The organism is Saccharopolyspora sp. NPDC003752 (genome assembly GCF_053605825.1).
Map to the genome: position 1 here is coordinate 103,708 of NZ_JBSGJZ010000008.1, position 17,092 is coordinate 120,799.

The following is a 17,092-nucleotide window of genomic DNA, read 5'->3' on the forward strand; positions in this document are numbered from 1 at the left end:
GACGAGAGCAACCGATGACCGCCACTGACGTGCACCCGCTGCGAGAACTGCTGCCCGACGGCAGCGTTTTCGACGACGCCGACGTGCTGGAGGCCCACTGCAGGGACCGGGCCACCTTCTGCCCGGCCGGGACGCCGTCGGTGCTGGTCCGCGCCCGGTCCACTGAGGACGTTGCGACGACCTTGAGGTGGGCGCACGAGAACCGGGTCCCGGTGGTGCCGCAGGGCGCCCGATCCGGGCTCTCCGGCGCGGCCAACGCCATCGACGGCTGCATCCTGCTGTCGCTGGAGAAGATGGACGCCATCCTCGAGATCGACACCGAGGAGCAGATCGCGGTCGTGCAGCCCGGCGTGGTCAACGGCGTGTTCGCGGCGAAGGCGGCCGAGCACGGGCTGTTCTACCCGCCCGACCCCGGCTCCCGCAGCATCTCGACCATCGGCGGCAACGTGGCCACCAACGCCGGCGGCATGTGCTGCGTGAAGTACGGCGTGACCGGCGACTTCGTGCGCGGCCTGGAGGTGGTGCTCGCCGACGGCCGGGTGATGCGCACCGGCCGCCGCACCGCCAAGGGCGTCGCCGGCTACGACCTGACGCGGCTGCTCGTCGGCTCCGAGGGAACCCTCGGCGTGGTCACCGAGGTCACCGTCGCGCTGCGACCCGCCACCGCACAGCCGCTGACCGCGGTCGCGTTCTTCCCGACCATCGCCGACGCGGCCCGCACCGTGGCCGGGTACCTCGGCGAGGGCTACCGGCCGTCGGTGCTGGAGTTCATGGACGCCCCGACGGTGCACGCGGTGCAGCGCATCGCCGACCTCGGCTTCCCCGACGGCGTTGCGGGCATGCTGCTCGTGCAGTCCGATCGCGGCGACGCCGCGCCGGGCGACCTGGCGGCCTTCGAGCGGGTGGCCCGGTCCTTCGCCGCCACCGAGGTGGTCGTCGCCGACGACCCGGCCGAGGGCGAACTGCTGATGCAGGCCCGGCGGCTGGTCGGGGACGCGCACGAGAAGCTCGGCCTGGCGACGCTGGTCGACGACGTGTGCGTGCCCCGGCGGCGCCTGGTGGACCTGGTCGAGGGGCTGACCCCGATCGCCGAGCGGTACCGGGTGCAGGTGCTGTGCGCCGGGCACGCCGGGGACGGCAACATGCACCCGGTGGTGGCCTTCGACTCCAGCGACCCGGAGGAGTCGGCCCGCGCCCAGCAGGCGTTCGACGCGATCATGGCCCTGGGCCTGGAGCTCGGCGGCACCATCACCGGCGAGCACGGCGTCGGCCACCTGAAGCGGCGCTGGCTGGGCGAGGAACTCGACGAGGCGGGCCTGTGGACCCAGCAGGCGATCAAGAACGCCCTGGACCCGCGCAACATCCTCAACCCCGGCCGGGTCCTCCCCGACGCGGGGTGACCGCCGGTTTCGCGCGAAATCGCCATTCGGCAGGCGTGGCTGCGACGATTTCGCGCGAAACCGGCGCATCTCCGGGCCTGACGTGAAGCACGCGCCTCCTGCTGGGAGGCGTTGCTCACGTCTCGGCCGGACGGAGGTCAGTCGTGGTCGTACGAGTCGTCGACCGGGACCGGGCGGTGCTGGTCGGCGAGGTCGGCCGGGTCGGCGTCGAGCGGAACCTCCAACGGCTCCGGCTCCTCCTCTTCGGGGATCTCCTCGGCTTGCCGGGCCTGCTCGGCGGCGTCGGCTTCCGGGGTTTCCGCGTTCATCGAGTCCTCCCGTCGATAGCTGGTCGGATCAACCGCCACGGTAACGAGCCCGGCCGCGCGGCGCGCGGCTCACGCCGACAGCCGGGCCAGCCGGTCGCCCAGGTCGTGCAGCCGGGTGAGCCCCTCGATCCGGCGCAGCCACGACTGCGGCCAACCGGCGGCGCCGCGCAGCGCTCCGGCGAGCGCCGCCGCCATGCTGGCGATGGTGTCGGTGTCGCCGCCCGCGCGGATGCATTGCCGCACGACGTCGACCGGGGCCTCGGCGTGGGCGAGGAACGCCCACAGCGCCAGCGGCACCGAGTGCGTCGCCCGCACGTCGTTGCCGAGTTCCTCGGCGGCGCGGTGCGGGTCCCGGTGCCCGAGTTGTGCGGCGACGGAGTGCAGCCGCCGCACCCATTCCGGTTCGAGGATCACGTGGGCCAGCTTCTCCAGGAACGATTCCGGGTCGAGCGGCCCGTGGTGGTGCAGGGCCAGGTACGCGCTGCACGCCTGCACCGCCGCTCCTTCCTGGCCGTCCGGGTGGGCGTGGGTCACCGACGCCGCGCGCCGGCCCAGTTCTGCGGCGTGGTGGGCGCTTTGCGCGGCGAGCGCCACTGGTGCGCTGCGCATCGCCGCGCCGTTGCCGAAGGAACCCTGCCCGTGGAACACCGAGACCGCCGCATCCCGCCACGGCATGCCGGAGTCGAGCCGCTCGAACATCGCCGCCGCCGAGTCGGCGAACCCGCGCCACGGCTCGCGGGTCCAGGCGCAGGCCAGGGCGGCGGCCAGCTCGCCCTCGTCGAGCAGGTGCCCGCCGCGGCGGGCGCGTTCCAGCAGGTGTTCGGCCACGGCGATGGTCAGCGCGGTGTCGTCGGTGTAGCGCAGCTGGTGGGGGGCGCGTTCGAACTCCAGCAGCGCCAGCTCGGTGACCGACGGTTGGCCTTCGAACGCGGCGCCCATCGCGTCGCCGAGCCCGACTCCCGTGAACAGCCCGCGGGCGCGGTCGTGCGCCGGCGGGGGACCGGTCCAGTTCACCCGGGCCTCCCGAGGACACAGGCGGTTGGTGTCAACGGTACGCCCGGCGCGGGCCGGCGAACGTGGTCAACTTCGCCCGCCGACCGGCCGCCGCCGGATAGTCTCTGCCGCGAAAGCGCTTTTCAACCCGGGAGTTCATGGTGGCGGTCGTCCTCGGCGCCTTGATCGTCTTGTCCGCGGCGGTCGCCCTCGTCGGCTGGCGGTGGCCGCGGCGGCAACGCGGCTCGCACCCAACCCTGTTGCGGCACCCCGGTTTCTGGCTGCTGGTGGTCACCGGCGCGATCTACCTGAACCAGGTGTTGTGCACGATCTACCTGATGCGCGTGTGGCACGGCGACCCGGCGTTCATCGCGCGCTACCTGCCGACCGGCTGGTTCGCGCTGGCCGACGACAACCCGGTGATCGCCTGGCTGGCCGAGGTCTGGCCGCGCCCGGAACTGCTGTCGTGGAGCCTGTTGCGAGTGCCGGCGCTGCTGGAACTGCCGTTCGTGCTGCTGGCGTACCTGACGATCTGCCGGTGGTTCGGGGCCGAGGTGTTCCGGCGGGTCCTGGTGTGGCCGGTGGCGGCGTCCTACACCGCGACGTTCTGCTTGATCGAGTGGTCGCTGGCCAACCCCTACACGGCCGAGGACATCGCGCTCCGCGTCGTGTCCGGGCTGGTGACGCCGTGGTTCCTGGCGCGGTTGACCGCGGGCCGCCAGGAGCGGGTCGGCTCGGTGGCGGAGCTGGTGGCGTTCGTGGTTTCGGCTGCGGCGCTGGGCGTCCTGGTGCTGACCGTTTACGACACCGCGTTGCTCTACAACCTCGGGCACCTCGCGGCCGCGGCGCCGGTGATGGCGGCGGCGGCCGGTGTGCTCGTCGTAGCGCGGTTGGTCGCGCGCCGGTTGCCGACCGCACAGGCAGGGCCGGGCATCACGGCGGTCAGCGCGTCGCTCGGTTGGTTCCTGGTGTTCTTCTTCGCGCCCGCGCTGCCGATCCGCTACGGGATCTCCTTCGGCACTCCGATGCTGTCGGCGGCGGTCGGCTTGATCATCATCGCCGCCGCGGTGGTCTGCGGCGTGCACGAAGCGGCTCGCGGCTCGGCGATGTCGTGGCGGGTCCGGGCCGTCGAGCTGGTCTTGGCGGCGGCGGTGGGCGCGGCGGCGGCGTGCGCCGGATTCCTCGCCACGGGCGGATATCCCGAGGCCCGGCTGCTCGCCGCCGCCGCCGCGTTCTTCGTCGTGGCCATCGCGGTGTGCGCGGCGCTGGACCGGGTCGTCGCCGCCAGGTGAGCGGGACTCCGGGGAGTCCCGCTCACGCTCAACCGATGGACCGGCCCGCGTACTCCGGAGGCTGCTCGGCCAGCGCGGCGAACCGCTCGGCGATCGCCGCCGGGAACGGCGTGGTGCCGCCCTGCGCGCCGTCGACGTGCAGCGCCATGATCTCCTCGGTCGCCACCACCGTGCCGCCGACCGCCATCTCGTGGCAGATGCGCACCTTCTTCGCGCCGGTGCCCACGACGCGGCTGGTGATCACGAGCTCCGAATCGGGCCCGACTTCGCGCAGGTAGCGCACGTGCGCCTCGACCGTGTACAGCGAGCACCCGGTGTCGGCGCGGTACGCCGCGTCGAGCCCGACCTGGTCCATGACCGCGTCGGTGGCGAAGCCGAACACCAGCACGTAGTACGCCTCGCTGAGGTGACCGTTGTAGTCGATCCACTCTGGACGGACGCGCTCCCGGTGCTCCCGAAGCCCGGTCACGGCTTGCCGTTGCGCACGCCGTCGATCGCGCGCATCACCGCGATCACCGCCCGGTCGCGGTCGGCGACGAGCTCGGCGATGCTGCGGCCGTCGGCGGCTTCTTCGCAGCCCTGGACCATGGCGTCGCGCAGCTCGTCGGTGAGCTCCGGCGCCTCCAGCCGGGTCCACGGCGACTTCAGCGACGGGCCGAAGTGGTCGAGCATGTGCGCCATGCCGCCTTCGCCGCCGGCGAGGTGGAAGGTCAGGCACGGACCGAGCAGTGGCCAGCGCAGGCCGGGCCCCTCGGTGATCGACGCGTCGATCTGCGCGGGCGTGGCCTCGCCGTTGGCGACCATGTGCAGCGCCTCGCGCCAGATCGCCTCCTGCAGCCGGTTGGCGATGAAGCCCGGCACCTCGCGGTCCATGGTGATCACGGACTTGCCGGCGACCTCGAAGAACTCCGCGGCCCACTGCACCGCCCACGGCTCGGTCCGCTCGCCGCCGACGACCTCGACCAGCGGGATGAGGTACGGCGGGTTGAACGGGTGCCCGACCACGAGCCGCTGCGGCGTCGGGCAGTCCACCTGCATCTCGGTCATGCCGTAGCCGGAGGTGGACGACGAGACCACGACGCCCGCCGGGGTCGCGGCATCGATGCGGGCCAGCAGATCCCGTTTGAGGGCAAGGTCTTCCGGCGCGCTCTCCTGCACGAACTCGGCCTCGGCGACGGCCTCTTCCAGCGTCGGGGCGATGACGAGGTTGTCGCGGGAGGCGCGGTCGGCGAGCCCGAGCTCCATGAGGGCGGGCCACGCGGCGTCGACCAGGCGGCGCAGCTTGGCCTCGAAGCCGGGCGCGGGGTCCCACGCGGTCACCTGGTAGCCGCGCGCCAGGAAGTGCGCGACCCAACCGCCGCCGATGACGCCGGCACCGATGCACGCGACCCGCCGCACCGCCGCGGGGGAGGGGGTGTTCTCGTTCAACTGGGGATTCCTTTTCGAGGTCGTCTTCGATGCGGCCGCAGCCGCTCGCGTCGTGGGGCGGGCGATTTCGCGGAAATCGCCCGCCCGCACGGGGGACCGATGGCGATTTCGCGCGAAATCGCCGGGGCCTACGGAACGTCCGGCGTCAACGCTTCTGGAGGCCGAGCTGCTCGCGGGCCTGATCGGGGGTGGCGACCTTCATGCCCATGCCTTCGACGATCGTGACCGCGCGCTCGACCAGCTGTCCGTTGGTGGCCTTGACCCCGCGGCTCAGGTAGAGGTTGTCCTCCAGGCCGACGCGGACGTTGCCGCCCAGCGCGGCGGTGAGGCCGACCCAGCGCAGCTGGTCGCGGCCGATGGCGAAGCTCGCCCAGTTCGCGCCGGCGGGCAGCATGTTCACCATCGCCTGCAGCAGGCCCGGGTCCGGCGGGGCGCCCCACGGGATGCCCGCGCACAGCTGGAACAGCGGCGGGGCGTCGATCAGCCCCTCCTCGATCAGCTTGGTGGCGAACCACAGGTTGCCGGTGTCGAAGATCTCCAGCTCCGGCTTGACGCCCAGCTCCTGGATCCGCTTGGCGCCGGCGCGCAGCATGTCCGGGGTGGAGATGTAGAGCTGGCTGCCCTCGCCGAAGTTCAGCGAACCGCAGTCCAGCGTGCAGATGTCCGGCAGCAGCTCCTCGACGTGCGGCAGCCGGTCCAGGCCGTTGACCAGGTCGGTGCCGTCCACCGGCTTGAGCGGGTCGTCGGCGTCGATGACCAGGTCGCCGCCCATCCCGGCGGTCAGGTTGATGACCACGTCGATGCTGGTTTCCTTGATCCGCTCCACCACCTCGCGGTAGAGGGAGACGTCGCGGGAGCCCTGCCCGGTCTCGATGTTGCGGACGTGGATGTGCACCACGGCCGCGCCGGCCTCGGCGGCCTCGACCGCGGACTTCGCGATCTGCTCCGGGGTGACCGGGACGAACTCGCTCTTGCCGGTGGTGTCACCGGCGCCGGTGAGTGCGGCGGTGACGATCACTTCGTTGCCCATGGGGCTCTCCCTTCAGTGGGTGCGGCTGATCGCCCGGGCGCGCCGTGATCCGCGCTCGGGTGGGTTCTTCGGGTGTCAGTGGCGGACGATCTCGCGCTCGACGAACTCGCGGAGCACGCGGCGCATCCGCTCCACCGACCGGCCGGGCCGCCCGGCGAGCACCTGGATGCCCAGGCCGTCGATGAGCGCGGTGAGCGTCACGGTGAGCTCTTCGGCGTCGGTGTCGGTGAACACGCCCTGCTGCTGGCCCTGCCGGATGGTGCGGGCGATCGTGTCGTGCCAGCGGGTGTAGGAATCGTTGTGCAGCACTTGGAGATCCGGGTTCAGGGCGCTCTCGGTCCACACCTGGAGCCAGATCGACCACTCCGCGCGCAGCAGGCCCGGGGTGGGCAGCTGGAGCTCGACCAGCTGCAGCAGGCGCTCGTGCGCGTCCTCGATGCTGTGCAGCTCGGCGACCTGCCGGTCGAAGGCCAGCCGCACCGAGTACCGCAGGGTCTCGGTGAGCAGGTCGTTGCGGCCGGGGAAGTAGTAGTGGATCGTCGCGGCGCTGGTGCCGCAGGCCTTGGCAACATCCGCGATCCGCACCGAGTGGTAGCCGCGCTCAGCGACCAGCGTCCAAGCGGCGTCGAGGATCTGCTGGTACCGGCCCGCCTCGCGGAGGTCACCGGGCTCGCGCTCGGGCCGCGCGGTGCGCTGTGGCGCGGCGGCCACCGCCTCGACGTCGGCACCGCCGTAGATCAGCCAGTTCACCGTGACGCCGGTGAGCTCGGCGATGCGGGTGAGCTCGATCGGCGTGAACCGGCGGGTGCCGGTCAGCGACTTGGACAGCTTGGTCGGGTCGAGCCCGATCTGCTCGGCGAAGGCACGCTGGCTCCCCGGGTACTTGCGCAACGCGTCGCGCACTCGCTGGCGCAACGCCGCCGTCGTGTCCTGCACGGGACGGAACGCTAACAGTCCATTGCGAGAATCGCAATTAGCCGGTGGTGTTGCGATCCGGTCGGGCTGCCGCCGATCGGGCCAACGTGCCTAGCCAATCGCCTGAATTGAGATCCCGGCGACGACCGGCGGGGAGTCGGACTGTGATTGATACGTCAGTCGGTCGCAATGTCGGTCCGGGCCGGATGGTGCGAGGGTAGTACGAACGTGCTGAGCTGGACCCGTGAACCACATCGAGCCGGCGGCGAAGGCGACGGAGCGGGGGGAGAGCGCGCGGCGCTGGCGGGTACTGGCCATCTGCCTGGTCGCCGGGTTCATGACCCTGCTCGACGTCAGCATCGTCAACGTCGCCTTGCCGTCGATCCAGCAGGGCCTGGACGCGCCCGCGGCGGCGCTGTCGTGGGTGGTCTCCGGCTACGCCCTGACCTTCGGGCTGGTCCTGGTGCCCGCCGGGAGGCTCGGCGACGACCGGGGCCGCAGCCGGATGTTCTTGCTGGCGCTGGGGGCGTTCACGGTGGCGAGCGCGCTGGCCGGGTTCGCCATGACGCCGCTGTGGCTCGTCATCGCCCGGTTGCTGCAGGGCGTCGCGGGCGGACTGCTCAACCCGCAGGTACTCGGCCTGATGCAGCAGCTGTTCCACGGCCGCGAGCGAGGCAAGGCGTTCGGCCTTTTCGGTGCGGTGGTGGGCATTTCAACGGCGATCGGCCCGCTGCTGGGCGGCTTGATCATCCAGCTCGCCGGGCAGGAGCACGGCTGGCGCTGGGTGTTCTTCGTGAACCTGCCGATCGGTGTCGCGGCGGTGCTGTACGGGCTGAAGGTGCTGCCTCGCGACGGCGCGCGCGAGCAGTCCCGCAGCCTCGACCTCGTGGGAGTGCTGCTGCTCGGCGGTGGCCTGCTATGCCTGCTGCTGCCGCTGGTCGAGCAGGGGGGCGGCGCGCCGTGGTTCCTGCTGATCGTCGCCGTCGTGCTGCTGGTGCTGTTCGTGGCGTGGGAGCACTGGTACCGGGTGCGGGGCCGCTCGCCGCTGGTGAACCTGCGGCTGCTGAAGATCCGCAGCTACTCGTTCGGCGCGACGCTGGGACTGTTGTACTTCGCGGGCTTCACCAGCATCTTCTTCGTGCTGGCGGTGTACTTCCAGCGCGGGCTGGGCTACTCGGCGCTGCAAGCGGGACTCGCGCTGACGCCGTTCGCGGTGGGGTCGGCGGTGGCGTCGGCGCTCGGCGGCCGGATCGTGTACCGGATGGGTCGCCGCCTGGTGATCATCGGCCTGGCGGCGGCGCTGCTCGGCCTGCTGGCGACGGATCTGCTGCTGACCATGCACCCGGGTGAGGCGGCGGGGCTGGTGACGGCGCTGCCGCTGCTGGTCGCGGGAACGGGCAGCGGCCTGGTGATCTCGCCGAACCAGACGGTGACGCTCAGCGAGATCGACGCGGCCCACGGCGGAACCGCGGCGGGTGTCCAGCAGACGGGCCAGCGCATCGGCTCGGCGGTGGGCACGGCAGCGGCCTCGGGCCTGTTCTTCGGCACGCTGATGACGAGCGGCTTCGACGCGGCGATCTCGGACGGCCTGATCGTCTCGGTCGGCTTCGTCACGGCCGCCCTGGTCGTGGCCCTGGCTGAGGTCTTCCTGTCGCGCCGCCCCGCTGATCCGTCGGGCGGGCGCTGACACCGAGAGCGGCCGATCCTGGGGTGAGCGTGCCAGAATCGCGGAATGCGGTGGGCGCCGGATCGAGAAGCGCTGCGCGGGCGCGTCGCTCTGGTCGCGGGGGCGACCCGGGGTGCCGGGCGGGGTATCGCGGCTGCGCTGGGGGAGGCCGGCGCGACCGTCATCTGCACGGGACGCAGCAGCTCGACCGGCCGTGGTGGGTCGGACTACGACCGCGTTGAGACGATCGAGGAGACCGCCGAGGTCGTCACCCGTCTCGGCGGGACCGGGATCGCGATGCAGGTCGATCATCTCGACGCGGAGCAGGTGCGCGGCTTGGCCGGGCGCGTCCGGGCCGAGCACGGCCACCTCGACGTGCTGGTCAACGACATCTGGGGCGCCGAGCGGCTCAAAGGCGGGCCCGCCGACTGGAACACCCCGATCTGGGAGCACGATCTGGCGGCCGGCCTGCGAATCCTCCGGCTCGGCGTCGAAACGCATCTGATCACCTCGCACCACCTGCTGCCGCTGCTGATCACCAAGCCCGGCGGCCTGCTCGTCGAAGTCACCGACGGCACCGCCGCCCACAACGCTTCGAGGTACCGCATTTCGGTGTTCTACGACCTGGCCAAGGCCGCGGTGAACCGCCTGGCGTTCTCCCAGGGCCACGAACTCGCGCCGCACGGCGCAACGGCCGTCGCGATCACACCGGGCTGGCTGCGCTCGGAGATGATGCTCGACGACTACGGGGTCACCGAAGCGGACTGGCGCGCCGCATTGGAACCCGACCGGGCGGACGGGCGCCCGACTGCTCCGGGTGGATTCGCCTCGTCGGAATCACCGCGCTACGTCGGCCGCGCGGTCGCGGCACTGGCCGCAGACCAGAACCGAGCGAGGTGGAACCAAAGCTCGGTGACCTCCGCCGAACTCGCCGGGGAGTACGGCTTCACCGACACCGACGGCACCCAACCGGACAGCTGGGCCCAGTACTACAGGGCGTGATCGCCATTTCGGCTGCTGGAGACCCGTGCGTACTTTGTGCTGCTATGACGACCAAAAGCACACACGGCCCGTGACCAGCTGAAACGCTACGCCTTTAAGGACGCGAGGAAAGTGCGCCAAGCGGTGGAGCCGAAGCTCAGCACGCCGTCCTCGGGAGCCTTCGAGTCCCGAACCCGTACGGAGCCGGCGAGCAACCGGACTTCGACGCAGTTGTCGCTGCCGCCGGTGCTGCGGGAACTTTTGAACCAGCCCGTGTCGGAATGAAGTCGCGACATGATCAGCCACCTTTCAGGATCTTGTCGATCAATCCTCGCGACTTGTCTCGATCGAGCGCAAGGCTCCGAACCTCACTGAAGCCATGGAGCATGGCCGCAGTATCAGCTTCGTCGCTGTGGTAGGTGGATGGGCCAAAGACAGTGGTGAAGAAGCCGACTGGCGATCCCCTGTCGCCGAATCCGAACACGGTGAATCCGCCACCACGAGCCGGATTGCGCTTCGTGTCCCGCTTCAGGATCTGGACGGCGACGTCATCTCGGGAGTCGATCAAGTTCGCCAGATGCTTCAGCTGCTCCTGTATCACCTGCGAGCTACCCACAACCGCTCGTAGCGATTCTTCGGTGACCACGAAACAGAAGGAGCTGGATTCGGTCGAACTCAGGACTCGCTCCTGCCGTTCGAGTCGGAACGCGATGCGCTGCTCCAACTCGGCGTCGGTGGTGGCGTCCCACCAGACCCCGTCGCACTCTTCGATAATTGCCCGTACATAGCCCGGCGACTGCAACAAGCCTGGGATGACACCGGACTCATAGCTGCTGATCTCCGTGGCGCTGGCTTCGAGGTCGGCGAAGCGCTGGAAGGCTCCGGGAAGCAGGTCCGTGTACGTCCTTCTGCGTTGGCGTTTCCGGGCTTCCGCTCCTAGGGCGAGCACCGTCTCGCGTTGTTCGTCGGCAACGCCGTAGCAGTCGAGCAGTTTGATGAGGTCTTCCTCGGGCGCGGCGCTGCGGCCGTCTTCCAGGTCAACGATGCGGGAGCGGACCTTGCCGATCGCTTTCGCTGCTTCCTGCTGGGACTTCCCGGCCTCCTTGCGCAACCTGCGCAGAGTCAGTCCGAGCTGTCGGCGCTCCACGGTTTGGCGAGCCTGGCCCACGAGTTACCTCCTGAAGCTCCTGATCAGTACCCGAGAGGGGGATATCAAAGTCAGACTGTCGGACTTAATCTCAAGATAGTCCGACAGTCGGACTTATTTGAAGCTTTTCCGGAAAATCACCCTAGTCGTCCACTGAGGAAGGTCGGGAGCATGGCCCTGTTGCACTACTCCGGGATATCCATCGACTCGTTCGTGGAGATGGAGGACGAGGTGCCGATGCGGTACGAGATCGATCGGCACAACGATCTCGTGGTTCTCTACTGTGGACGGAACAGCGAGTACGTCCTCAGCATCGGCCGAGAGAACCTCGCCGCGCTGATCTCGCTCGGCACGAAGGCCATCGCCGAGCTCACCGCGGCCTGAAGTGCGCCGTTCGAAGTGGTGAAGGGCGTCTTGGCCTGCGGTGCCGGGCGAAGGCGCCCTTCACTTCGTACGGGTCGGGTCCGCCAGGCGGGCGTGGCGGTGGCCGTAGCCGAAGTAGATCACCAGGCCCAGGACCAGCCAGGCCCCGAAGCGGATCCAGGTGATGACGTCCAGGTTGGACATCAGGTACAGGCACGCCAGGGCCGAGATGATCGGCAGCACCGGCGACAGCGGCATCTTGAACGGGCGGTGCAGGTCCGGCTTGCGGCTGCGCAGCACCGGCACCGCGATCGAGACGATGACGAAGCCCGACAGCGCGCCGATGCTGACCATGTCGGCCAGCTCCGAGATCGGGATGAACCCCGCCAGCAGCATGATCACCACAGCTCCGCCGATGGTCATCCGGTGCGGCGTGCCCCACTTCGGGTGCACCTGCGAGAGCTTCGGCGGCAGCAGGCCGTCGCGGCTCATCGCGAAGCCGATGCGGCCGATGGTGACCAGCTCGACCATCATCACCGACGTCAGCCCGGTCACCGCGCCCAGCGCGATCAGCGCCGCCACCCACGGCTGGCCGACGGACTGGAACGCCGCCGCGAGCGGGGCGGCCTCGTCGATCTGCCGGTAGTCGACCATCGCGGTGAGCACGATCGCGACCGCCACGTACAGCACGGTGCACACGATCAGGCTGCCCAGCAGCCCGACGGGCAGGTCGCGCTTGGGGCGCTTGGTCTCCTCGCCGAGGTTGGCCAGCGCCTCGAAGCCGGTGTAGGCGAAGAACACGATCGCCGCCGCGGTGAACATGCCGCCGATGCCGTACATCGACTGCTCCATGCCCAGCGCCGCCTGCAGCAGCGGCTGCTCCAACCCGCTCGCGGTTTCCGGCGCCGGCTGGGCCGGCGGGATGAACGGGGTGAGGTTGGCGCCGTTGATGAAGAACAGCCCCGCGACGATCACCAGCACGCACACCGCGACCTTGACCACGACCAGCGCGTTGGTGACCCACGACGATTCGCGAATACCGATCACCGCGATGACGGTGAGGATCGCGATGATCAGGATCGCGCCGACGTTGACCGTGGCGTCCTCGCCGAACCACTGCGGCGGCAGGCCGAGCAGGTTCGAGACGTACCCCGACCAGCTGCGCGAGACCACCGCCGCGCCGAGCGCGAACTCCAGCAGCAGGTCCCAACCGATGATCCAGGCGAACAGCTCGCCCAGCGTGGCGTACCCGTAGGTGTAGGCGCTGCCTGCGGTCGGCACCGCCGACGCGAGCTCGGCGTACGCGAGCGCGGCGAGCGCCGCGACGATCCCGCCGACCACGAACGACAGCACCACCGAGGGGCCGGCGTGCTCCTTGGCCTCGATCCCGGCCAGGGTGAAGACGCCGGTGCCGATGATGATGCCGATGCCGAATCCGACCAGGTCGCGCCCGGTGAGCCGGCGGATCAGGCCGCTGCGCTCGCCGCGGGTCAGGACGTCCTCGACGGGCATTGTTCGAAAGACGCTCACAGGCAGGCACGGTAGATGACTCCCGCGCCAACGCCCAGTGAACAATCGCTATGAGTGTCGATGGGGGCACGAAAAGTTATCAACACCGGTGTGAAACCAGCACGAACCGGGAGGAACCGGACGACGATTTCGCGCGAAATCGTCGCGGCCACGCACGCCGGGTGCCGTTTTCGCCCGAAAACGGCACCCGGCGCGTGCCGATCAGGCGGGCACCGACGAGGTGTCCCGCTCCCACGCGCGGTGCTTGCCGAGAGCCGCGGCGAACTCCGCGATGAACCCCTCCGGCAGCGCGCCCCCGGTGTGCGCGGCGGTGACCACGCCGAGCTCCGTCACCACGCCGTCGGTGCCGGTGGGCTTGCGGGCCTCCGCGACCCCGGCCCGTTGCAGCAGTTCCATGCCCTCGTCGCTGGCCGCCACCGGCTTGTTGTGCTTGTACGCCTCGGCCACGAAGTGCACGGCGAACCCGTCGCCGGAAAGCGCCCGGACGCTTTCCGCGCCGCCCGGCACGATCACGCCGTCGTAGAGCACCGAGCCCATCGTGTTCATGGCGCGGTCGACAGGGACCTCGTCGCCGTCGGCGCTGCGGACGTCGCCGTCGCGCAGGCCGAGGACCTCCGCCATCGCTCCGCGCTCGGAAAGCTCGCGCCGGATCTGCGAGACCTCGGTGGCGTCCACGCCGTCGGCGACCAGCACCGCGACGCGGCGGGTCGCGATCGTGTCGGCACCCTGGTTCACCAGGCTCAGCGCGGGGGAGCTGCGGCCGTGGTTGGGCGTGCCGCCGCTCGGGGCCGCCACCCCGATGCCTTCGGCCACCGCCACGGCCAGCTCGTGGTCGATCTGCTCGATCTGCTGCACCACGGTCTCGCGGACGTGCTCGTGGTCGACCTTGCCGAGCTCGAAGCGGAACGCCGCGACGATGTGCTCCTTCTCCCAGGGCGCCATGCTGTTCCAGAAAAGCGTGGCCTGGCCGTAGAAGTCCTTGAAGCTCTCGCTGCGCTTGCGGATCTTGTGCCCCTCGACCTTCTCCTGGTAGTGCGTGAAGGCGCCCTCGTCGGCCAGCGCCGGGCAGCCGCCGCCGAGGCTGTTCTTGAAGTAGCTGGTCCGTCCTCTGTGGATGCGCTGCTGGCCGTAGCCGTCCCGCTGGTTGTTGGCGACCTCGGCCACCGGGCGGTTCACCGGCAGCTGCGCGAAGTTCGGGCCGCCCAGCCGGATCAGCTGGGTGTCCAGGTACGAGAAGTTGCGGGCCTGCAGCAACGGGTCGTTGGTGAAGTCGATGCCCGGCACCACGTTGGCGGTGTGGAAGGCGACCTGCTCGGTCTCGGCGAAGAAGTTGTCCGGGTTGCGGTCCAGCACCATCCGGCCCACCGGCCGCACCGGCACGACCTCCTCCGGGATGATCTTGGTGGCGTCGAGCAGGTCGAAGTCGAAGTCGAACTCCCGGGACTCCTCGACCAGCTGCACGCCCAGCTCGTACTCCGGGAACTGCCCGGCCTCGATCGACTCCCACAGATCGCGGCGGTTGTAGTCGGGGTCCTTGCCGGCGATCTTCTGGCACTCGTCCCACACCAGCGAATGGCTGCCCAGCAGCGGCTTCCAGTGGAACTTCACGAACGTCCCGCGGCCCTGCGCGTCGACCAGCCGGAAGGTGTGCACCCCGAAGCCCTGCATCATCCGGTAGCTGCGCGGCAGCGCGCGATCGGACATCAGCCACATGACCATGTGCAGGGTTTCCGGCTGCAGCCCGACGAAGTCCCAGAACGTGTCGTGCGCCGAGGCCGCCTGCGGCATCTCGTTGTCCGGCTCGGGTTTCACCGCGTGCACGAAATCGGGGAACTTGATGCCGTCCTGGATGAAGAACACCGGCATGTTGTTGCCGACGAGGTCGTAGTTGCCCTCGTCGGTGTAGAACTTCGTGGCGAATCCGCGCACGTCCCGCACCGTGTCGGCGGAGCCGCGCGAACCCGCGACGGTGGAGAACCGCACGAAGACCGGGGTGCGCCGGCCCGGATCGGTCAGGAACCGCGCGGTGGTGAGGTCGGCGAGGCCGTTGTCGTCGTAGGGCTGGAAGTGCCCGTAGGCGCCCGCGCCGCGCGCGTGCACCACGCGCTCCGGGATCCGCTCGTGGTCGAAGTGGGTGATCTTCTCGCGGGCCTGGAAGTCCTCCAGCAGCGTCGGGCCGCGTTCACCGGCGCTCAGCGCATCGTCGGTGTGGTCGACGCGCACGCCCTGCTGGGTGGTCAGTTCGGTCTCGGTCAGGTCCTGGCGGACCTGGTCGAGCTGTCGTTGCTTGGCATCGTGCCCATCCGTGCCCATTGCGGCTGGCTCCCCTCGATGTCGGCTAACCGCCCAGGGGGGTTCCCGGCCGCCCGGACCGGTATTCGCCGGCTACGAGCCCAGCGCGGCGGGCAGCCAGTGCAGCAGCTCCGGCGCGCCGGCGACGATCAGGAAGTGCGCCGACCGGCCGACGAGGCTCGCGAGCAGGAAACCCAGCAGCGGGATGCCGGCCGCGCCGGAGAGGAAGCACATCAGGCTGTACGGCGGGATGCCGGGCACGGCGCTGAGGCACAGCACGCCCAGGCCCCACCACGGGCGCTCCTCGGTCCGCTGGTGGAACTTCTCGAACCAGCCGGCCCACCGGCCCTTCCGCTTGGCCTCGACGCGCTTGCGCAACCGCTCGCCGAGCGCGAAGCCGCCCTTGCCCGCCAGGTAGAACAGCGTCTTCCCGGCGACCTGGCCGACGGCCGCGGCCAGCCCGAACGCCCACCAGCTGACGCTGTCCACGGTGGAGACCACGCCGAGCAGGTAGAGCTCGATGTTGACCAGCGGGAACACGCTGCCGAGCGCGGCGGTGCCCGCGGTGGCCAGCAGCCACCCGATCATCTGATCACCCGGCCGACGGCAGGACCGTGCTGCGAAACCGGGTGGTGGATCAAGTCGAATGCTCCGTAGCTGCGGAAACAGGCCCGCCCGAGCCTACCGGCCCGAACGGGTCACGCCCCAACCGGGAGGTTCGGCCGGAGGAGGCGCGCTTTCGCCGATCTCCGGGATTCGCGGTCCGGTGCCGTCGCCCGGGTGGCGGGGCGGCGTTTTCGCGCGAAAACGCCGGGATCACCTCGATCGGCGCGGGCTCCGCGTTCGGCCGGGGCGCCCCGTTCACGCCTCGTCGGAGCGGGTGGGGTCGGCGTCGGGGTCCCAGGAGAGGAGGCGGACCCGGCTCACCGTCTGGAGGTGGCGGCGCATGGCCGTGACCGCCGCGCGCGGGTTGCCCTCCCGGATCGCTTCGGCGATGCGTTCGTGCTGGGCCAGCGACTTGCCCGGCCGGTTGGGCTGGCGCAGCGACTCCTGGCGGCTCTCCGCGATCTCGGTCGCGATGGTGCGCATGAAGTCGGCCAGCAGCGAGCTGTGCGCGGCGGCGGTGATCGCGGCGTGGAACCGGCGGTCGCCCTCGTTGCCGAGCCCGCCTTCGGCGATCTCGTGGCGCATGTCCGCCAGCGCCGCCTCGATCTCCGCGAGGTCGGCGTCCGTGCGCCGCTGCGCGGCCAGCTCCGCGAGCTTGGTCTCCAGCGCTTCGCGCGCTTCCAGTACGTCCGGCAGGCGGCGCTTGCGCGCCACGAGCTCGGCGACGGGTTCCGCGTCCAACGACTCGCGCCGCAGGTAGGTGCCGCCGCCGTGGCGCACCTCGACGAGGCCCTGCACCTCCAGCACCACGATCGCCTGCTTGACCGACGCGCGGCTGACGCCGAGGCGCTCCGCGAGCTCCCGCTCCGGCGGGAGCCGGTCGCCGACGCGCAGGCCGGAATCCGCCACGTGCTCCCGCAGCCGCTGCACCACCTGCTCGTACAGGCGCGGGCGGGCGAGCGGTCGCAGGGCTTCGGACACCGGGTTCCTCCAGGCCGGACGGATGGTGATCAGGCTAACACCGACCTTGTGGTCGAGTGGATGAGCCAATTTTGCCACATCCACTTGACGCGGTGTCCGAAACGGCGCAAAAGTGGTCGAGCCAGTGGACCAATGCCGGCTCGCCGGGCATCGCGGGTCC

The 17,092-nt window shown here is 70.4% G+C and carries 17 protein-coding genes; 5 read left to right on the forward strand and 12 right to left on the reverse strand.

Translation table 11 applies throughout. The features are described 5' to 3' along the window. Window positions 1-14 precede the first annotated feature (14 nt). The gene (locus ACWEV3_RS12945; RefSeq protein ID WP_452614021.1) at window positions 15-1,400 is read left to right on the forward strand and encodes an FAD-binding oxidoreductase; all 1,386 of its coding nucleotides are present in this window, start codon (window positions 15-17) and stop codon (window positions 1,398-1,400) included. Window positions 1,401-1,537: 137 nt separating this feature from the next. On the opposite strand, the gene ACWEV3_RS12950 is transcribed toward ACWEV3_RS12945, so the two are convergent. Further along, complete coding sequence (locus ACWEV3_RS12950; RefSeq protein WP_452614022.1) at window positions 1,538-1,708, reverse strand: hypothetical protein; 171 nt, start codon at window positions 1,706-1,708, stop codon at window positions 1,538-1,540. Between the two features lie 69 nt (window positions 1,709-1,777). After that, on the reverse strand, window positions 1,778-2,722 hold the full coding sequence (locus ACWEV3_RS12955; RefSeq protein ID WP_452614023.1) for an ADP-ribosylglycohydrolase family protein: 945 nt from the start codon (window positions 2,720-2,722) through the stop codon (window positions 1,778-1,780). Window positions 2,723-2,859: 137 nt separating this feature from the next. Here ACWEV3_RS12955 and ACWEV3_RS12960 point away from each other — a divergent pair, with 137 nt between their 5' ends. Next, window positions 2,860-3,993: a hypothetical protein gene (locus tag ACWEV3_RS12960; protein WP_452614024.1), complete on the forward strand. Its 1,134-nt coding sequence runs from the start codon at window positions 2,860-2,862 to the stop codon at window positions 3,991-3,993. A 28-nt stretch (window positions 3,994-4,021) separates the two neighbouring features. Here ACWEV3_RS12960 and ACWEV3_RS12965 read toward each other — a convergent pair whose 3' ends face one another. The 4 genes from ACWEV3_RS12965 to ACWEV3_RS12980 all read right to left on the reverse strand — a co-directional run bounded on the left by ACWEV3_RS12965 (window position 4,022) and on the right by ACWEV3_RS12980 (window position 7,387). Continuing rightward, window positions 4,022-4,462: a thioesterase family protein gene (locus ACWEV3_RS12965; protein ID WP_452614025.1), complete on the reverse strand. Its 441-nt coding sequence runs from the start codon at window positions 4,460-4,462 to the stop codon at window positions 4,022-4,024. Further along, window positions 4,459-5,421: a 3-hydroxyacyl-CoA dehydrogenase NAD-binding domain-containing protein gene (locus ACWEV3_RS12970; protein ID WP_452614026.1), complete on the reverse strand. Its 963-nt coding sequence runs from the start codon at window positions 5,419-5,421 to the stop codon at window positions 4,459-4,461. Before ACWEV3_RS12970 ends, ACWEV3_RS12965 begins: the two co-directional genes overlap by 4 nt. 145 nt (window positions 5,422-5,566) lie before the next feature. Continuing rightward, window positions 5,567-6,451, reverse strand: a complete 885-nt coding sequence (locus ACWEV3_RS12975; protein ID WP_452614027.1) for a 3-keto-5-aminohexanoate cleavage protein — start codon at window positions 6,449-6,451, stop codon at window positions 5,567-5,569. Between the two features lie 75 nt (window positions 6,452-6,526). After that, window positions 6,527-7,387, reverse strand: coding sequence for a TetR family transcriptional regulator C-terminal domain-containing protein (locus tag ACWEV3_RS12980; RefSeq protein ID WP_452614028.1), 861 nt, complete (start codon window positions 7,385-7,387; stop codon window positions 6,527-6,529). Window positions 7,388-7,610: 223 nt separating this feature from the next. On the opposite strand from ACWEV3_RS12980, the gene ACWEV3_RS12985 reads away from it, so the two are divergent. Beyond that, on the forward strand, window positions 7,611-9,053 hold the full coding sequence (locus tag ACWEV3_RS12985; protein ID WP_452614029.1) for an MFS transporter: 1,443 nt from the start codon (window positions 7,611-7,613) through the stop codon (window positions 9,051-9,053). Window positions 9,054-9,098: 45 nt separating this feature from the next. Then, complete coding sequence (locus ACWEV3_RS12990) at window positions 9,099-10,034, forward strand: SDR family oxidoreductase (protein WP_452614030.1); 936 nt, start codon at window positions 9,099-9,101, stop codon at window positions 10,032-10,034. A gap of 86 nt (window positions 10,035-10,120) precedes the next feature. Here ACWEV3_RS12990 and ACWEV3_RS12995 read toward each other — a convergent pair whose 3' ends face one another. Together ACWEV3_RS12995 and ACWEV3_RS13000 are read right to left on the reverse strand one after the other, a co-directional pair. Next, window positions 10,121-10,309, reverse strand: coding sequence for a DUF397 domain-containing protein (locus ACWEV3_RS12995; protein ID WP_452614031.1), 189 nt, complete (start codon window positions 10,307-10,309; stop codon window positions 10,121-10,123). A 2-nt stretch (window positions 10,310-10,311) separates the two neighbouring features. Beyond that, a complete protein-coding gene (locus ACWEV3_RS13000; protein ID WP_452614032.1) occupies window positions 10,312-11,181 on the reverse strand; it encodes a helix-turn-helix domain-containing protein in 870 nt (289 codons plus the stop codon). 150 nt (window positions 11,182-11,331) lie between these two features. On the opposite strand from ACWEV3_RS13000, the gene ACWEV3_RS13005 reads away from it, so the two are divergent. Next, window positions 11,332-11,544: a hypothetical protein gene (locus ACWEV3_RS13005; RefSeq protein WP_363909217.1), complete on the forward strand. Its 213-nt coding sequence runs from the start codon at window positions 11,332-11,334 to the stop codon at window positions 11,542-11,544. 60 nt (window positions 11,545-11,604) lie between these two features. Here the strand turns inward: ACWEV3_RS13005 and ACWEV3_RS13010 are convergent, their stop codons facing one another. The 4 genes from ACWEV3_RS13010 to ACWEV3_RS13025 form a co-directional block, all read right to left on the reverse strand. Further along, complete coding sequence (locus ACWEV3_RS13010) at window positions 11,605-13,035, reverse strand: amino acid permease (protein WP_452614179.1); 1,431 nt, start codon at window positions 13,033-13,035, stop codon at window positions 11,605-11,607. A gap of 219 nt (window positions 13,036-13,254) precedes the next feature. Further along, window positions 13,255-15,366, reverse strand: a complete 2,112-nt coding sequence (locus tag ACWEV3_RS13015; RefSeq protein ID WP_452614033.1) for a catalase — start codon at window positions 15,364-15,366, stop codon at window positions 13,255-13,257. 72 nt (window positions 15,367-15,438) lie between these two features. Next, on the reverse strand, window positions 15,439-15,933 hold the full coding sequence (locus ACWEV3_RS13020) for a VTT domain-containing protein (RefSeq protein WP_452614034.1): 495 nt from the start codon (window positions 15,931-15,933) through the stop codon (window positions 15,439-15,441). Between the two features lie 273 nt (window positions 15,934-16,206). After that, window positions 16,207-16,932 (reverse strand): FadR/GntR family transcriptional regulator, encoded by a 726-nt coding sequence (locus ACWEV3_RS13025; protein ID WP_452614035.1) that lies wholly within the window; start codon window positions 16,930-16,932, stop codon window positions 16,207-16,209. Between the last annotated feature and the right edge of the window lie 160 nt (window positions 16,933-17,092).